Source organism: Roseateles sp. 22389, from assembly GCF_052044995.1.
In the GTDB taxonomy this organism is placed as follows: domain Bacteria; phylum Pseudomonadota; class Gammaproteobacteria; order Burkholderiales; family Burkholderiaceae_C; genus Roseateles.
The window spans coordinates 1-15,531 of the sequence record NZ_JBQEOF010000027.1 but is presented as its reverse complement, the minus strand read 5'-3'; the positions used below and the strand labels follow the sequence as shown (position 1 = coordinate 15,531).

The following is a 15,531-nucleotide window of genomic DNA, read 5'->3' as shown; positions in this document are numbered from 1 at the left end:
AGCGCCTGATTGCGTCCGGATGCGTCGTACCGGACCTCAAAACGCCGTGGTGGTAAAGCGCGATTATAGCGACGCCGTCCTGCCCTTCATTTCGTCGATCAACTCGAGCACCAGCCGGGCCGTGTCGTCGGGACGCTCGAAGGGGTAGAGGTGGGTGCCCTCGAACCAGCGGAACAGATCCTTGGCCAGGGCCTTGGAGCCGGCGGCCGTGGCCTGGCGCAGTTCCTCGGATTGCGTGCCCGCGACGAAGGCCACCGGGCACTTCGGCGCGTGGCGTCTGAGGATGCGCGGCAGGTTGTGCGGCAGCGTGTTGTAGATGCGGGTCTCGATCTCGCGGGTGAAGCCCAGTCGCACCTGACCGTCGGCGTGGTCGTCGAAGCCGCTGTCGACGTAGTCCTTCAGCACGCGCGGATCCCAGCGCGCGAACTTGCTCTTGGATGCGAAATGCGCGTGCACGTCCTGGCGGCTGGGCCATTCGTAGCGGCGCTGGTGCGAGATCTTGCCGGGCGACACCTTCTTGATCAGGCCGGCGGACTTCGCCACCCGCAGGCTGTGGGCGCGCCATCCGTCGACGACCGGTGAATCCAGCATCACCAGCCCCTGGACCAGCGCCGGCTTGCGACACGCCGCCAGCAGCGACAGCAGGCCGCCGAGCGAATGTCCCACCAACATCACCGGTCCGGTCGGCTTCACCTGGTCCTGGATGAACTGCAGCAGTTCGTCGCGCAGGTGCGGCCAGTTGCTGGTGACCGGATAACGCGGGTCGTGGCCGATGCGCGGCAGCGCGTGCACGGTCCAGCCCGCGTCGCGCCACACGTCGAAAAGCACGCGGTAACAGCCGGAGGGGAAGCCGTTGGCGTGCGAGAAGACGAGGGTGCGGGAGGGTGCCATGGCGTGGGGCGGCGGGGCGACGGGGCGTTGCGGCGGCCGGCGGCTCAGGCGCGTGTCGTGGCCAGCGTCTTGAGCTGGTAGAGCGCGGCGAGCGCCTCGCGCGGGCTGAGCGCGTCGGGATCCAGGTCCCGCAGCGCGTCGAGCAGCTCCGAGGGCTCCGCGGCCGAGGCGCCGGGCGCCGGCTCGGGCGGCGGGGCAAACAGGTCGATCTGCGTCTCGCCTTCGGTGGCGCGGGCCTCCAGGGCCTCGAGCGCGGCGCGGGCCTGGCGCACCACCGGCGAGGGCATGCCGGCGAGGCGCGCGACCTGCACGCCGTAGCTGCGGCTGGCCGGGCCGGGCTGGATCTCGTGCAGGAAGATGATGTTCTCGCCGCTCTCGACCGCCGACACATGCATGTTGACCGCCTGCGGGTGCTTGGCCGGGAACTCGGTCAACTCGAAGTAGTGGGTCGCGAACAGGGTGAAGGCGCGGCACTTGTCGTGCAGGTGGGTCGCGATGGCCCCGGCCAGCGCCAGGCCGTCGAAGGTCGAGGTGCCGCGGCCGATCTCGTCCATCAGCACCAGCGATTGCTCCGTGGCCGCGTGCAGGATCGCGGCGGCCTCGGTCATCTCCAGCATGAAGGTCGACTGCGCGTTGGCCAGGTCGTCCGCGGCGCCGATGCGGGTGTGGATCGCATCGATCGGCCCGAGCCGGCAGGCGGTGGCCGGCACGTAGGCACCGATCGCCGCCAGCAGCGCGATCAGCGCGACCTGCCGCATGAAGGTGCTCTTGCCGCCCATGTTCGGGCCGGTGATGACCAGCAGCTTGGTGCGGGCGTCGAGCTGGCAGTCGTTGGCCATGAACTCGCCGGCGCCGGTCTCGCGCAGTCGTGCCTCGACGACCGGGTGGCGGCCGCCCTGGATGTCGATGCATGGATGCGAGACGAACTCGGGGCGGCACCAGTTCAGCGTGGCGGCGCGCTCGGCCAGCGCGGCGAGCACGTCCAGCGCGGCCAGCGAGCGCGCCAGCCGGCCCAGCGCCTGCATTTCCTCGGACAGCTGGTCGATGACCAGCTCGTACAGCATCTTCTCGCGGGCCAGCGCGCGTTCGTTCGCCGACAGCGCCTTGTCCTCGAAGGCCTTGAGCTCCGGCGTGATGAAGCGCTCGGCGTTCTTCAGCGTCTGGCGGCGGGTGTAGTCGGCCGGGATCTTTTCCAGGCCGCTGTTGGTGACCTCGATGTAGAAGCCATGCACCTTGTTGTACTGGACGCGCAGGTTGGCGATGCCGGTGCGGGCACGCTCGCGGGTCTCCAGCGCGATCAGGAAATCGTCGCAGTTGGTCTGGACGGCGCGCAGGTCGTCGAGTTCCTCGTCGAAGCCCTTGGCGATGACGCCGCCCTCGCGGATCAGCGCGGCCGGTTCCTCGGCGATCGCACGCGTCAGCAGCTCGGCGATGTGCGGCGAGGCGCGCAGGCCTTCGCCCAACTGATCCAGCAGCGCGGCGCCGGCGGGCACCGTCTGCGCCAGTTCCGGCAGGATCTGCAGCGTGGCGCGCAGACCGGCCAGTTCGCGCGGACGCACCTGGCGCAGCGCGATGCGCGCAGCGATGCGCTCGACATCGGAGACCTGCCGCAGCGCCTCGCGCAGCGGTTCGAAGCCGGTCGTCATCAGCTCGGCGATCGCGTCCTGGCGCTCATGGGCCGTGGTGCGCTCGCGCTGGGGATGCAGCAGCCAGTGGCGCAGCGCACGGCTGCCCATGCCGGTGCGGCAGGTGTCCAGCAGCGACAGCAGCGTCGGCGAGGTCTCGCCGCGCAGCGTCTGCGTCAGTTCGAGGTTGCGCTGGGTGGCGGGGGGCAGGTCCAGCAGGTCGGTGGCGCGCAGCACCTGCAGCCGCTTCACATGGGTCAGCGCGCGGCTGCCCTGGGTGCTCTCGGCATAGGCCAGCAGGCAGGAGGCGGCCGCGTGCGCGGCGGGCAGGTCCTGGGCGTTCAGGCCTTGCAGGCTGGCCACGCCGAGCTGCGTGCAGAGCTTGCGCAGGCCCAGGGCCGCGTCGAACTGCCAGGCCTGGCGGTTGGTGATCGGCAGCCGCGCGGCGAGCACCGCCTGCGGATGCTTCTCGCGGTCGACCAGCACCTCGGCCGGCGACAGGCGCGCCAGCCACGCGCCGAGTTCGCGCTCGCCGCATTGCGCCAGGCCGATCTCGCCCTGCGTCATCGACAGCCAGGCCAGGCCGATGGTCTTGCCCTGGGTCGAGAGCGCCAGCAGGATCGCGTCCTGCTTGTCGGCCAGCAGTTCCGAATCGGTGATGGTGCCGGGCGTCACGACGCGCACCACCTTGCGCTCGACCGGGCCTTTGGTCGCGCCGACCTCGCCGACCTGCTCGGCGATCGCCACCGATTCGCCGAGCCGGATCAGCTTGCCCAGGTAGGAATCGAGCGCATGCACCGGCACCCCGGCCATGACGACCGGTTCGCCGCCGCTCTGGCCGCGCGTGGTCAGCGTGACGTCCAGCAGCGCGTTGGCCTTGCGGGCATCGTCGAAGAAGACCTCGTAGAAGTCCCCCATGCGATAGAACACCAGCGTGTCGGGATGGTCGGCCTTGATGCGAAAGTACTGCTGCATCATGGGCGTGTGCTGGCTGAAATCGTCGGTCGCGGCGCTGCTCATCGGCGGAGGGAAATGGACAACGCCCTCGGTGGGAGGGCGTCGCGTTGGGTGGCTGGGAAGGGAGTGTAGGGCATGGCCGCAGGCGGCGAGAGAGGCAGGAGGCCATGCTAGGTCCGATGCGGCGCGGGCGGCTCGATGCACTTGCGCCAAAAGCGACAAAGCCCTCCAAGGGAGGGCTTCGTGGGGGTGGCGTCAGGAACGCCGCGGCGGCCGTTCAGGCCGATGGCATCGGGGATGGCGTCAGGCCTCGGCGCCGTCGTCCGACTTCTTGATCCGGACCGGGCCCCGCTTCTTGGGGGCGTCGCCTTCCGCGGCGGCCTTCTTCCTGGGGGCAGGTTTGTCGGCCGGCGTCTCGGCGGCGGCCGCGTCGGCGTCCAGGTCGTCCTGCGAGATCACGCGGGAGTAGGGCGCCAGGATCTGCACCAGCGGGCCGTAGATGCGCGGCGTGCCGGCGACGATCTCGCGCTGGTGCAGGAAATCCGGCTCACCGGTGAAGTTGCCCACCAGGCCGCCGGCCTCGGTGATGATCAGCGAGCCCGCGGCCACGTCCCATGGGTTCAGGCCGGTCTCGAAGAAGCCGTCGTAGTGACCGGCCGCCACGTAGCACAGGTCAAGCGCCGCGGCGCCGGGGCGGCGCACGCCGGCGACCTGCTGCGAGATCTCCTCGAACATCTTCAGGTAGCGCTTGAAGTTGTCGCCGCGGCGGAACGGGAAGCCGGTGCCGATCAGCGCATCGCTCATGCGGGTGCGCTTGGACACGCGGATGCGCTTGTCGTTGAGGAAGGCGCCGCGGCCGCGCGTCGCGTAGAACAGGTCGTTGCGGGTCGGGTCGTACACGACGGCCTGCTGCACGACGCCGCGGTGCGCCAGCGCGACCGACACGCAATAGAAGGGCAGGCCGTGAATGAAGTTGGTGGTGCCGTCCAGCGGGTCGATGATCCACTGGAATTCCGAGTGCTTGGCGCCGTGTTCGCGGCCGGACTCTTCGGCCAGGATGCCGTGGTCGGGGTAGGCCTGCAGCAGCGTCTCGATGATCGCCTGCTCGGCGGCCTGGTCCACTTCGGTCACGAAGTCATTGGGCGACTTGGTGTTGATCTTCAGGATGTCCAGGTCCAGCGACGCGCGGTTGATGATCGCGCCGGCGGTACGCGCCGCCTTGATGGCGACGTTGAGCATGGGATGGAGGGCGGCTTGCGTCATGCGGGACGATTCCTGTGGAAGAAGTGGACTGGCGAAGGGAAAGAGCAAGCGCCGGACGTCGATGTCGACCAACGTCCGGCGCGGATAATGCGCGATTTTGGCACAGACTCGTGGTTTCCCCTATGCCCCCGGCTGACTCCGGCCTGAACGCAACCCCCCTGGCGTCCGATCCGACACGCTTCGTGCTGATCGAGACCAGCCATCCCGGCAATGTCGGCTCGACCGCCCGGGCGATGAAGGTGATGGGCTTCCGCGACCTGGTCCTGGTGCGTCCGCGCTTCGCGGACGTGCTCAGCCAGGAGGAGACCGTCGCGATGGCCAGCGGCGCGGCCGACATCCTCGCTCGCGCCCGCATCGTCGACCGGCTGGAGGAGGCGCTGGACGGCTGCACCTTCGTCTGCGCCACCGCGATGACGCCGCGCGATTTCGGTCCGCCGACGCACCAGCCGCGCGAGCTCTTCGCGCGACTCGCCAATCCCGCCGATCCCGCCGGCAACCCCCATCGGGTGGCCTTCCTGTTCGGTTCCGAGCGCTACGGCATGAGCAACGAGGATGTCTATCGCGCGCATGCGGTGCTGTCGATCCCGACGCATCCCGACTACGGCTCGCTGAACCTGGCCCAGGCGGTGCAGCTGCTGGCCTACGACTGGCGCCAGGCGCTGGGCGGCTACGAGATCGCGGCGCGCACCGCCGATCCGCAGCTGGCCGACGCACGGGCGGTGCAGGGCCTGCTCACCCATCTGGAGGGCAGCCTGATTCACCTGGGCTACCTGGATCCCGCCGCGCCGAAGAAGCTGATGCCGCGGCTGAACCAGCTCTTCAACCGCGCCGGGCTGACGCAGGAAGAGGTCCACATCCTGCGCGGCATCGCCCGGGCGATCGAGAAGACCCGCCCCGCGGCGGACACGCCCCCCGCACTCGGGGGAGACGAGTAGCCGGACGCGCTCCCCATAAGGCCTGAGGCGGGCAAGGTTGAGGCCCGCCGCTAAACTGGCCGACCCTCATCACCGAGCCCCACGCGGGCTTGCATCGGGTTCCCCCACCATGTTTCAGCGTCTTCGCGAAGACATCGCCTGCATCCTCGAACGCGACCCCGCCGCCCGCTCGGCCTGGGAGGTGCTGACCTGTTATCCGGGTCTGCATGCGCTGATGGTGCATCGCTGCGCGCACTGGTTCTGGACCCGTGGTTTCCGGTGGCTGGGGCGCTTCACCTCGCACATCGGCCGCTTCCTGACCGGGATCGAGATCCACCCCGGCGCGACCATCGGCCGGCGGGTCTTCATCGATCACGGGATGGGCATCGTCATCGGCGAGATGACCGAGATCCACGACGAGGTCACGATCTACCAGGGCGTGACCCTGGGCGGGACCTCGCTGGTGAAGGGCGCCAAGCGGCATCCGACGCTGGAGCGCGGCGTGATCGTCGGCGCCAACGCCTGCATCCTCGGCGGCTTCACCGTCGGTGAGGGCGCGCGGGTGGGTTCCGGCGCGGTCGTGACCAAGCCGGTGCCGCCGGGCGCGACGGCGGTCGGCAACCCGGCCCGGATCATCGAAGCCAAGGTCGAGGCGCAGCGCGAGGAGGCCGCGGCTCGCATGGGGTTCTCGGCCTACGGCGTGACGCAGGGCGACGACCCGGTCGCGCAGGCCATGAAGGGCCTGATCGACAACGCGGCGGGGCACGAGCACCAGATCGCGCTGCTGTGGCAGGCGATCGCGAAGCTGTCGGAGGCGGAGCGCAAGGACTGCGTGCCGCAAGAGGCGCAGCAGGCCGAGAACTTCGACGCCGCCGAGCTATCGAGATTGGTGAAGTGAGTCGCTGACGCGGCGCTCTCCCACTCCCTCTCCACCGCCAGGGGGAGAGGGGATGAGAGAGATCAGTGGTGATGGCCGTGATCGCCGTGGGCGTGGCCGTGCTCGATCTCTTCCTGCGTCGCGGCGCGCACGTCCTTGACCTTGACGCTGATCTTCAGGTGCTGGCCCGCCAGCGGATGGTTGCCGTCCAGGTGCACGGTGTCGCCCTTGATCTTCACGACGGTGAAGACATGGAAGCCATCATCCGCGGCCGGTTCCTCCTCACCCTCCTTGGCCTGGCGGATCTGCAGCTGGCCGCCGACCTTCACGCCGGGCGGGAAGTCCTTCTTGGGGATGGTGATCAGCAGGCTTTCGTCGCGCTCGCCGAAGCCGGTCTCCGGCGTCAGTTCGATGGTGGTGGCGAAGCCCTTCTCCTGGCCTTCCAGCGCGGTCTCGATGGCCGGCAGCGTGTTGCCATAGCCGCCGATCAGCAGCGCCATCGGCTCGTCGGTCTTCTCGATGACCTGGCCGAGCTTGTTGGCGACCTTCAGCTCGACGGTGGCGATGGTGTCCTTGGTGATCTTCATGGGGTGTCGTTTCTCGTTGGGGCTTCTCGTGGAAGCGGTTGAAGCGTCGGCGGGGCGGGGCCTGCGGAAGCCGCCGTCGTCGCGGTCACGCCGGACGCGGTGGGCGCTGCGCGGTCTTGGGACGGAACGCGGCGCAGACCGCGTCGCGGGTTTCCAGATAGGGGCCGCCGATCAGGTCGATGCAGTAGGGCACCGCGGCGAAGATGCCGCTGGCCGCGGCGTGGCCGGCCAGCGTCTCGGCGATCGCCTTGGGCTGACCGGGCAGGTTGATGATCAGCGCGCGGCCGCGGATCACCGCGACCTGCCGGGAGAGGATGGCCGTGGGCACGAAGTGCAGCGAGATCTGCCGCATCTGTTCGCCGAAGCCCGGCATCACCCGGTCGGCGACGTCCATCGTCGCCTCGGGCGTGACGTCGCGGATCGCGGGGCCGGTGCCGCCGGTGGTCAGCACCAGGTCGCAGGCGGCCTCGTCGACCAGGTCCCGCAGCGTGGCGGCGATCTGCTCGCGTTCGTCGGGGATCAGCCGCGGCTGGAACTCGATCGGATTGATCAGCGCCGAGCGCAGCCAGTCCTGCAGCGCGGGCAGGCCCTTGTCCTCGTAGACGCCGCTGGAGGCGCGGTCGCTGATCGAGACGATGCCGATCCGCACCGGCTCGGGCGGGGGCAGCGCGGCGGCGTCGACCGGTGCGGCGTCACTCATCGTCGCTCTCGCCCTCGTCGTCGCCATCGTCCACGGCGTCTTCGTCGCGCGACCCGCCCTTGGCGGCCAGCAGGTGCGCCTTGATGAACTGGAACAGTTCGCGCCAGGCGCGGCCGTTGCGCTGCTCGACCGCCTGCGCGCGGTCCTTGCGGGCGGCGCGGATCAGGCTGCGCAGCTGCTGGACGTCGACCGCTTCGAAGCTGTCGATGAAGCCCTGCAGCGCGTTGTCGTCCTCGACGAGGCGGTCGCGCCAGCGCTCGGCCTGGTGCAGTTCGAGCGAATCCTGCGCGCGGCCAAGCTTGAACTCGGCCACGGCCTCCCGGATCGGCGCCGGATCGACCTGGCGCATCAGCTTGCCGATCAGCTGCAGATGGCGCTTCTTGCCGCTGCGGGCGGTGCCGGCCACGATGCGGCGGCCTTCCTTGATCGCGTCCATCAGCGCCTCGGGCAGGTCGAGCGCGGCCACGCGCTTCTCGGGCAGCGTCAGCAGTTCGGCGCCCAGCGCCTGCAGCGCGTCCATGTCGCGCTTGAGCTGGCTCTTGCTGGGGCGGTCGTCTTCGAAGTCGTCGAAGTCCGCGCGGTCGTCGTGGTCGTCGTGATCGGGGTGCATGGGGGAAGAAAGCGAGAAGCCCCGACCGGAAGGGGCGGGGCACAGCGCCCGTATGATAGTCGCCACCCCGCCGCGGCCTCGGATCTCCCCAGGCCGCGCTGCTTTCACAGAGACCGCATTCATGAGTCAAGCCGAGCAAGGATTCGCCTACAGCCAGGACCATTTCCGCCAGTTGATCGAGGACGTCCTGGCCGAGGCCAAGCGCCTGGGCGCCAGCGACGCCGGCGCGGAAGTGTCCGAGGGCAGCGGCATGTCGGTGTCCGTGCGGCGCGGCGCGCTCGAGAACGTCGAGCGCAACCGCGACAAGTCGTTGGGCATCTCGGTCTACCTGGGCCAGCGCAGAGGCAACGCCAGCACCTCGGACTTCTCGCCGCAGGCGCTGCGCGACACCGTGCGCGCCGCCTACGACATCGCCCGCTTCACCGCCGAGGACGAGTTCGCCGGCCTGCCCGACGAGCAGGACCTGTCGCTGGACGAAGCCGCGCGGCCGTCGCTGGACCTGTTCCATCCCTGGGCGATCACCGCCGAGCAGGCGGCCGAGCTGGCGCTGCGCTGCGAGGACGCGGCGCTGAAGACCGACCCGCGCATCACCAATTCGGAAGGCGCGGCGGTGTCGGCGCAGCAGTCGCACTTCTTCTCGGGCAACTCGCGCGGCTTCCGCGGCGGTTATGCGAGCTCGCGGCATTCGGTGTCGGTGGCGCCGATCGCCGGCCGCGGCGCCGGCATGGAGCGCGACGCCTGGTACAGCTCGATGCGCGACGCGGCCGAGCTGTCGTCGCCCGAGTCGATCGGCCGCTACGCCGCCGAGCGCGCGCTGGCCCGCCTCAAGGGCCGCAAGGTCAGAACGGCGAGCGTGCCGGTGCTGTTCGAGGCGCCGGTCGCCGCCGGCCTGCTGGGCGCGCTGGTGCAGGCCACCAGCGGCGGCGCGCTGTACCGCCGCGCGAGCTTCCTGCTCGACAGCCTGGATCAGCAAGTCCTGGCACCGCACGTGGAGGTGGTCGAGGACCCGCATGTGCTCAAGGGCAAGGGCAGCTCGCCCTTCGACGACGAAGGCGTGACGACCAAGGCCCGCACCGTGGTCGAGGCCGGCGTGCTCAAGGGCTACTTCCTGTCGACCTACTCGGCGCGCAAGCTGGGCATGCGCACGACCGGGCACGCCGGCGGCTCCCACAACCTGACGATGCGCAGCAAGGCCACCGCGCCCGGCGACGACCTGCCGACAATGCTGCGCCGGTTGGGCACCGGGCTGTTCGTGACCGAGCTGATGGGGCAGGGCGTCAACTACGTGACCGGCGACTACTCGCGCGGCGCGAGCGGCTACTGGGTCGAGAACGGCGTGATCGCGCATCCGGTCCACGAGATCACCATCGCCGGCAACGTCAAGGAGATGTTCCAGCAGATCGTCGGCATCGGCGCCGATACCTACACGCTGGGTAGCAAGACGGTCGGATCGATCCTGATCGAGCGCATGAAGCTGGCCGGCGCCTGAGCGGCCCGGGCTTCCCCGTTCTCCGATGAAGCGGCGCCCCGGCGCCGCTTCTGTTTTTTCGCGCCGCGGTCCTGTGCGCCCCCCGGGCTTGTCAGGTTGACGCCAGCCCGGCGGTGGTTAATCCTGCGTGCGCCCAAGGCCGCCCCCGGAGGGTGGTCCATACCAACGAAAGCAGCGAAACAGGAGACTTCATGGAGCGTCGTTCCTTCGTCAAGAATGCCGGCCTGGCCGGCGTGCTGGCCGCCGGTGCGGCCCCGGCCATCGTGCATGCGCAGGCCAACATCCGCTGGCGCATGGCTTCGAGCTTCCCCAAGCAACTCGACACGATCTACGGCGGCGGCGAGGTCTTCGCCAAGAAGGTCAGCGAGCTCAGCGGTGGCAAGTTCCAGATCAGCGTGCATGCGGGCGGCGAGCTGATGCCGGCCTTCGGCGTCGTCGACGGCGTGCAGAACGCGACGGTGGAGATCGCGCACACGGTGCCGTACTACTTCTTTGGCAAGGACGAGACTTTCGCGATCGGCGCGTCGATCCCGTTCGGGCTGAACTCGCGGCAGATGACCGCGTGGACCTTCCACGGCAACGGCCTGAAGCTGATGCGCGAGTTCTACCGGAACTACAACATCATCAACTTCCCCGGCGGCAACACCGGCGCGCAGATGGCGGGCTGGTATCGCAAGGAGATCAAGTCGGCGGCCGACTTCAAGGGCCTCAAGTTCCGCATCGGTGGCTTCGCCGGCCGGGTGATCGAGCGCATGGGCGGCGTGCCGCAGAACCTGCCGGGCGGCGAGCTCTATTCGGCGCTGGAGAAGGGCACGATCGATGCGGCCGAGTGGGTGGGGCCGTATGACGACCTGAAGCTGGGCTTCAACAAGGTCGCGCCGTTCTACTACTACCCCGGCTGGTGGGAAGGCGGCCCGCAGGTCGACTTCTACATCAACACCAAGGCCTACGAGGGCCTGTCGGCGGAGTACAAGGCGATCGTCGAGGCGGCCTCGGCCTACACCCATGTGGACATGCAGGCCAAGTACGACGTGCTGAACCCGCAGGCGCTCAAGCAGCTGGTGGCGGCCAAGACCAAGCTGATGCGCTTCCCGAAGGATGCGATGGACCTGGCGTTCAAGGAGTCGATGGCGCTGTACAGCGAGCTGTCGGCGAAGAACCCGAACTGGAAGAAGGTGTACGAGGATTACGCCAACTTCCGGCGCGACCAGAACCTGTGGTTCCGCTTCGCGGAAGCCGGCTTCGACGACTTCATGCAGTCGCAGCGGTTCTGAGCGAGCTCTGGCCTGATTGAAGCGAGCCGTGTCCGGGAGGGCACGGCTTGTTGGTTTTGGAGAGCGTTGTCACGCGTCTCGCGGCGGGGGACAAGTTGGCTTCACATCGCCGTCTTTGCCTCCGTGGGACTTGGAATCATGGTGCCGCTTTTTTTGGGCTGCCGATACGATTGAGCAACGGATTGGCTTTGGGTTTTGCACATTGCTGCCAGCGCTGTATTTCCTCCACGAAATCACACTCGGCTGGAATTCCATTCGCGCAAGATGGCTGCTTCAGGCCTTCATTTCCGAATGAGCGAGTTCAGTCATAGCGACGCGCTCGCTCGCGATGAGTCCGCCGGTCATCGTCAAAGGACTGGCTTCTGCCGCCGCCATAGACCGCCACCCAGCCTGAAATCGCCGAGAACGCAGCCATCGCTACCACGGCGCTTAGCGGACCGCCCATCGCAAGAATGACGATGGCACCGCTCGCAACCACGAGAGCAACGGTGCCCAGCACGACGCGGCGAGTCCAGATCCAGCCGCGATACATCGCCCGCTCCGCACCGCTGACTCGCGCGTTGGTGCCAAGCTTGTCCTCGTGCAGGAGTTGCCAGAAGGCCCAGAAGCCGCAAGGCAAGAGCAGGATGCCGCCGGCAATGCGGGCGGGCTCCGAGCGATGGGTCAGGAACAACCAGAGTGGTGTGCCCAAGAACGCAACGCCTGCAATCCGAAGTGCCCAGCGTTCGATGATTTTCCACAGTTCATAGCGCTGCATATCGTTTCCCCTTCGCGCCATTGTCCACGTCAGAGGGGCCCAGGAGAGTAGGTGTTGTCGAAGCGACCCTCGGCCTTTGTGCTTGAGCTTGAGGTCAGTGATTCCACGCGGTGCTCGATGCGACGCAGCGCCGACTGGATCGAAGCACCGAAGCCGTGATGATCCGGCAAAGGACCGTGGAGCATGTCTTTGGCTCGCTCAAGCACTGGATCGGCAATGAGCCCGTGGGGCCTCGCCTGCAACCTCGAACGGATGATGCAGATCCACACGGTCTCAATTGAAAGCGGACCATCGCGGTCGGCCGGTTGTGGTTGTCAGTTGCGTCCCGAGCCCGTGTCTTGCCTGGCCGCGCGGACCATCGCGCGATAGTCCATCAGTCTTCGAAGTAGATCCTCGTCCCGAGCGTGAAAGATCTCAGGGCAGGGGTCGGTGGGACGAACGGCGTTGACGATCAACTGCCCAAGGCGTAGGTCGGGTGACTCTTCCCAGGCGGCTCGCAACGCTGACAGGATCTCGTCGATTCGGGCGGGATTTCGCATGGAGCAAAGCCTACTCGAAGCCGTCCTTGGCCAGCACGGGATGAGAGGTCGATTCAGTAGCGACCGCCGCCGAATCCGCCCGTCCCATACCCGGTGACGGGACGTTTGGTCGCGCGGAACTCTCCCCGTGGGGACGGCTCCGCACGCTTGTCCGCGTCGCGTGGGCGTGCCAAGCTGACCACGATCAAGCGTCCGTGTACCGACACACCGTGCAACCCCGCGATGGCCGCCGCGGCACTTTCGGCGGACTTCATTTCCACGAACCCAAAGCCCTTTGAGATGCCCGTGTCACGGTCCATCATCACCTTGGCCGAGGAAACATCGCCAAACTCTGAGAAGTTGCTTCGGAGGGCGGATTCGGTCACGGAGTAGGGCAGGTTGCCCACGTAGATCTTGCTGCTCATGCAAAGAGCCTTTCCTTATTCTTGATCGATTCACCGATGGGATCTGCCCCATCGTTTCGGTGAAGTGCGGGCGACCGGCTTGGAGCCTGCGCAGAGGCAGGAACGGCATTCGGTCGGAGGTTCAGCGGGCCTGCTGGCTCTCGCCAGTGGACTCGATCCAGCCCTGGGTCACCGCGAAGAGCTGAGCGGCATGACGGGACGCAAAGGTCCTGTCGAAACGGAAGACCCGGCAATACGTGCCGTTGCCGTCCGCACGCTTGATCGCGAAGGCGGCACTGAAGCGGCCGCCGCCGGCGGCGTGTGTCGTGGGCGAAACGACGTACTTGCCCATGGGGATGAAGTTGTTCGGAATCTCGTTCGATCGGTTAACAGGCCAGCGTGCGGCCTGCCGCAGCAAGGCTGCAGGGGGTGCCAAAGTCGGCGCAATTGAACTCGGGTCCGCGGCGTCCGCAAAAGCCGCAGGCTCAGTGCGAAGCGGGGTGGCGTATGAAGAAGCACAGCATCTGCTCGGAGGCGGCGGGGCCCTGCCAGTCGGCTTGCAGACCTTGCGGATCCCCACCCGACCAAGCGTGGCCGGCGCCCTCGATCAGCCACAACTCGGCGTTGGTGCGGCCGTCGGGAGCGACGTGGGTGCGGCGCGTGTAGGCGCGTCCGCCCTCGCGACCGTTCTCGAAGCGATGCTCGCCTGGCCGCCCGGCAACGGCGTTCTCGTAGATGCGCACGCCGTTGCTGGGATGGACGGTCATGTCTCTCATGCCGTGAAAGACGATGGTGGGCGGCGTGCGATCCCTCAGCGAGCGTTCGACGCGTGGCGGCTGATCCGCGCGCCCATGCCGCTGAAGCGAGGGCGCGCCGCTGGCGTCGTCGACGGCGCCGTAGGGAAGCCCCGAGTGAATGCCCACGGAGGCGAACAGGTCAGGATAGGTCTGGCCAAGGACTGCCGCCATGGCCCCACCCGCCGACAGCCCGGCGACGTGCACGCGCTGTGTGTCGATCCGATGCTGCGCGATGACGCTGCGCGTGAGGCTGGCGAGCAGGGCGGGCTCGCCGCGTCCCCGCTGCTGATGGCTGTACATGTACCAGCTCCAGCTTGCCTGATCGCCGTTGCGTGTCGGCTTCTCGGGGTACAGCACCATCCAGCCCAGCCGCCCGGCCGCTTCATTCATCTGGCTGCTCAGGACGAAGTCCTCGAGTCCCTGCTTGCCACCATGCAGCATCACCAGCAGCGGTCGAGCCCCGCGCACGTCGCCCGGGGGGGTGTAGAGCTTGTAGCTCATGACGGTCTGCCCATGCACGTGGGTGCCGGAGACGAAGCGCTCCGAGCGCTCCCGCCGCGCGTAGGCCCGGCCGACGTGCCGCGGGACCGAATCGATGTCAGCAGGAAGCGCTGGATCGCGAAGCTCTGAAAGGTGAGTGGCGCGTATGAATTCTGTGGTCATGAAGTGTCCTTGTGACTCGCGCGGCGCCGGCGCACGGGGCGCAGAGGGACTCGCGGGCATGGTGGAGGCGGGGCTGCTCACGGGAGCCATTCGTCCTCGAGGTGCCGGGGGTCAAGCTCATCACGGATGAACTGGACCAGACCAGGCGACGGACAGCGGGGAAGTTCGATGAACAGGGCGCGTCGCGGCGGGGTGTGGCGCCTGCGAAAGATGAGCGTTCCAAGTTCCGAACGGTGAGGGCAGATGTAGATCACGTCGAATGACGCAAGGTCGACACTGCAGATGTTGGCCAGTTCGGCCTTGACGAACATATCGCATCCTTCGATCCAGCTCCGCAGGGGAACGTCCGGGCGCCAGGGGCGGCCACAGGTGCTCGCTGACGCGAAAGTCGGACTACCGAGGGGCGCGAATGTCAGTGCTCGCCATTGAAGCACGGATCCGAAGGCTGCGCGGTTTATCTTTTCGGGCCGAAGACACTGCTTGGAGCTTGACCGCGCCGCGAACCGAGCATCGCAAGCGACGTGGCGGTAGATCGTCCGGCTCATGGCGCAATTCGCGCGGAGCGCGATTTGCCAGAGGACAGCGGGCCATCCCGCCCTACATCAAGGCGCCATCATGAACAGCAGTACATCGGCTTCCGAGTCCACTCGTCCTACGACCTCGAAGCCTGAGAACGAGAACGACGATCCCGTCGGTGATTCCATTGCGAACCAGTCGCCGGAGGGCGTTCGCACCGGCGACGCATCGGACGAATCGAACTCCGGCGCCGAGCGAACCGGCAATGACGGCAAGAAGCGTTCGACGCAAGAGGACACAGAGGGCAAGCCGCAAGAGCTGCCTGAAGGCAGCGACGTGCCTCCCGACGACGATGCCACTGCACGCCCTGTACCAGATGCGGCCGGTCAGGCGCGGCGTGGAATCTCAGATGCGGATCTGCCGCAGTCCGCGCGCGGCTGACCGGCGCTGCCGCAACGCATCTCCTCTTCCAGCCAAGCCAGGGTGAGGAAAACCGGTTCCCTTGTGCATCGCGCGCGCACGTGCCGATATGGCCATCTGCGGTCAGCCGGTCGTGAGCACGCGCAGGATGTCCGGATACCAGCTGCAGTTCAATCCAAGGGTTTCGTCAAAGGCCGCCTCCCTGTTTCGCCCTTCCAGACGAGCGGAGTGGATGCCCAGCAGCCGCCAGGGAAACCCCGGCTGGGACG

At 67.8% G+C, this 15,531-nt stretch carries 16 protein-coding genes; 5 read left to right on the top strand and 11 right to left on the bottom strand.

Annotation, left to right across the window (positions count from 1 at the left end; translation table 11 throughout):
* Positions 1-63: 63 nt before the first annotated feature.
* The 3 genes from ACTJKJ_RS25165 to ACTJKJ_RS25155 form a co-directional block, all read right to left on the bottom strand.
* Positions 64-891 (bottom strand): alpha/beta fold hydrolase, encoded by an 828-nt coding sequence (locus ACTJKJ_RS25165; RefSeq protein WP_147241056.1) that lies wholly within the window; start codon positions 889-891, stop codon positions 64-66.
* Positions 892-935: 44 nt separating this feature from the next.
* A complete protein-coding gene (gene mutS, locus ACTJKJ_RS25160; RefSeq protein WP_440822861.1) occupies positions 936-3,536 on the bottom strand; it encodes a DNA mismatch repair protein MutS in 2,601 nt (866 codons plus the stop codon).
* A gap of 240 nt (positions 3,537-3,776) precedes the next feature.
* On the bottom strand, positions 3,777-4,736 hold the full coding sequence (locus tag ACTJKJ_RS25155; RefSeq protein ID WP_297385556.1) for an inositol monophosphatase family protein: 960 nt from the start codon (positions 4,734-4,736) through the stop codon (positions 3,777-3,779).
* Between the two features lie 122 nt (positions 4,737-4,858).
* On the opposite strand from ACTJKJ_RS25155, the gene ACTJKJ_RS25150 reads away from it, so the two are divergent.
* Both ACTJKJ_RS25150 and cysE read left to right on the top strand, forming a co-directional pair.
* A complete protein-coding gene (locus tag ACTJKJ_RS25150; RefSeq protein ID WP_297385558.1) occupies positions 4,859-5,671 on the top strand; it encodes an RNA methyltransferase in 813 nt (270 codons plus the stop codon).
* A gap of 109 nt (positions 5,672-5,780) precedes the next feature.
* Complete coding sequence (cysE, locus tag ACTJKJ_RS25145) at positions 5,781-6,548, top strand: serine O-acetyltransferase (RefSeq protein ID WP_091723672.1); 768 nt, start codon at positions 5,781-5,783, stop codon at positions 6,546-6,548.
* A 62-nt stretch (positions 6,549-6,610) separates the two neighbouring features.
* Here the strand turns inward: cysE and ACTJKJ_RS25140 are convergent, their stop codons facing one another.
* The 3 genes from ACTJKJ_RS25140 to yjgA form a co-directional block, all read right to left on the bottom strand.
* Positions 6,611-7,114, bottom strand: a complete 504-nt coding sequence (locus ACTJKJ_RS25140) for an FKBP-type peptidyl-prolyl cis-trans isomerase (RefSeq protein WP_091723675.1) — start codon at positions 7,112-7,114, stop codon at positions 6,611-6,613.
* A gap of 85 nt (positions 7,115-7,199) precedes the next feature.
* Complete coding sequence (mog, locus tag ACTJKJ_RS25135) at positions 7,200-7,814, bottom strand: molybdopterin adenylyltransferase (protein ID WP_297385562.1); 615 nt, start codon at positions 7,812-7,814, stop codon at positions 7,200-7,202.
* A complete protein-coding gene (gene yjgA, locus ACTJKJ_RS25130) occupies positions 7,807-8,424 on the bottom strand; it encodes a ribosome biogenesis factor YjgA (RefSeq protein WP_297385564.1) in 618 nt (205 codons plus the stop codon). The genes mog and yjgA overlap by 8 nt, the downstream gene beginning before the upstream one ends.
* 121 nt (positions 8,425-8,545) lie before the next feature.
* Here yjgA and pmbA point away from each other — a divergent pair, with 121 nt between their 5' ends.
* Positions 8,546-9,913 (top strand): metalloprotease PmbA, encoded by a 1,368-nt coding sequence (gene pmbA / locus ACTJKJ_RS25125; protein ID WP_091723683.1) that lies wholly within the window; start codon positions 8,546-8,548, stop codon positions 9,911-9,913.
* A gap of 191 nt (positions 9,914-10,104) precedes the next feature.
* A complete protein-coding gene (locus tag ACTJKJ_RS25120) occupies positions 10,105-11,187 on the top strand; it encodes a TRAP transporter substrate-binding protein (RefSeq protein ID WP_091723686.1) in 1,083 nt (360 codons plus the stop codon).
* 301 nt (positions 11,188-11,488) lie between these two features.
* On the opposite strand, the gene ACTJKJ_RS25115 is transcribed toward ACTJKJ_RS25120, so the two are convergent.
* The 5 genes from ACTJKJ_RS25115 to ACTJKJ_RS25095 form a co-directional block, all read right to left on the bottom strand.
* Positions 11,489-11,944, bottom strand: coding sequence for a hypothetical protein (locus tag ACTJKJ_RS25115; RefSeq protein ID WP_297385569.1), 456 nt, complete (start codon positions 11,942-11,944; stop codon positions 11,489-11,491).
* Positions 11,945-12,536: 592 nt separating this feature from the next.
* Complete coding sequence (locus tag ACTJKJ_RS25110; RefSeq protein ID WP_297385571.1) at positions 12,537-12,887, bottom strand: RNA recognition motif domain-containing protein; 351 nt, start codon at positions 12,885-12,887, stop codon at positions 12,537-12,539.
* Between the two features lie 121 nt (positions 12,888-13,008).
* On the bottom strand, positions 13,009-13,218 hold the full coding sequence (locus tag ACTJKJ_RS25105) for a hypothetical protein (RefSeq protein ID WP_183490756.1): 210 nt from the start codon (positions 13,216-13,218) through the stop codon (positions 13,009-13,011).
* A gap of 133 nt (positions 13,219-13,351) precedes the next feature.
* Positions 13,352-14,326 carry an extracellular catalytic domain type 1 short-chain-length polyhydroxyalkanoate depolymerase gene (locus tag ACTJKJ_RS25100; RefSeq protein WP_440822856.1) on the bottom strand — a complete coding sequence of 325 codons (975 nt, stop codon included), beginning with the start codon at positions 14,324-14,326 and terminating at the stop codon, positions 13,352-13,354.
* Between the two features lie 77 nt (positions 14,327-14,403).
* Positions 14,404-14,637 carry a hypothetical protein gene (locus ACTJKJ_RS25095; RefSeq protein ID WP_297385575.1) on the bottom strand — a complete coding sequence of 78 codons (234 nt, stop codon included), beginning with the start codon at positions 14,635-14,637 and terminating at the stop codon, positions 14,404-14,406.
* A 304-nt stretch (positions 14,638-14,941) separates the two neighbouring features.
* Between ACTJKJ_RS25095 and ACTJKJ_RS25090 the strand changes: the two genes are divergently transcribed.
* Positions 14,942-15,283 (top strand): hypothetical protein, encoded by a 342-nt coding sequence (locus ACTJKJ_RS25090; RefSeq protein ID WP_440822853.1) that lies wholly within the window; start codon positions 14,942-14,944, stop codon positions 15,281-15,283.
* Positions 15,284-15,531: the final 248 nt, after the last annotated feature.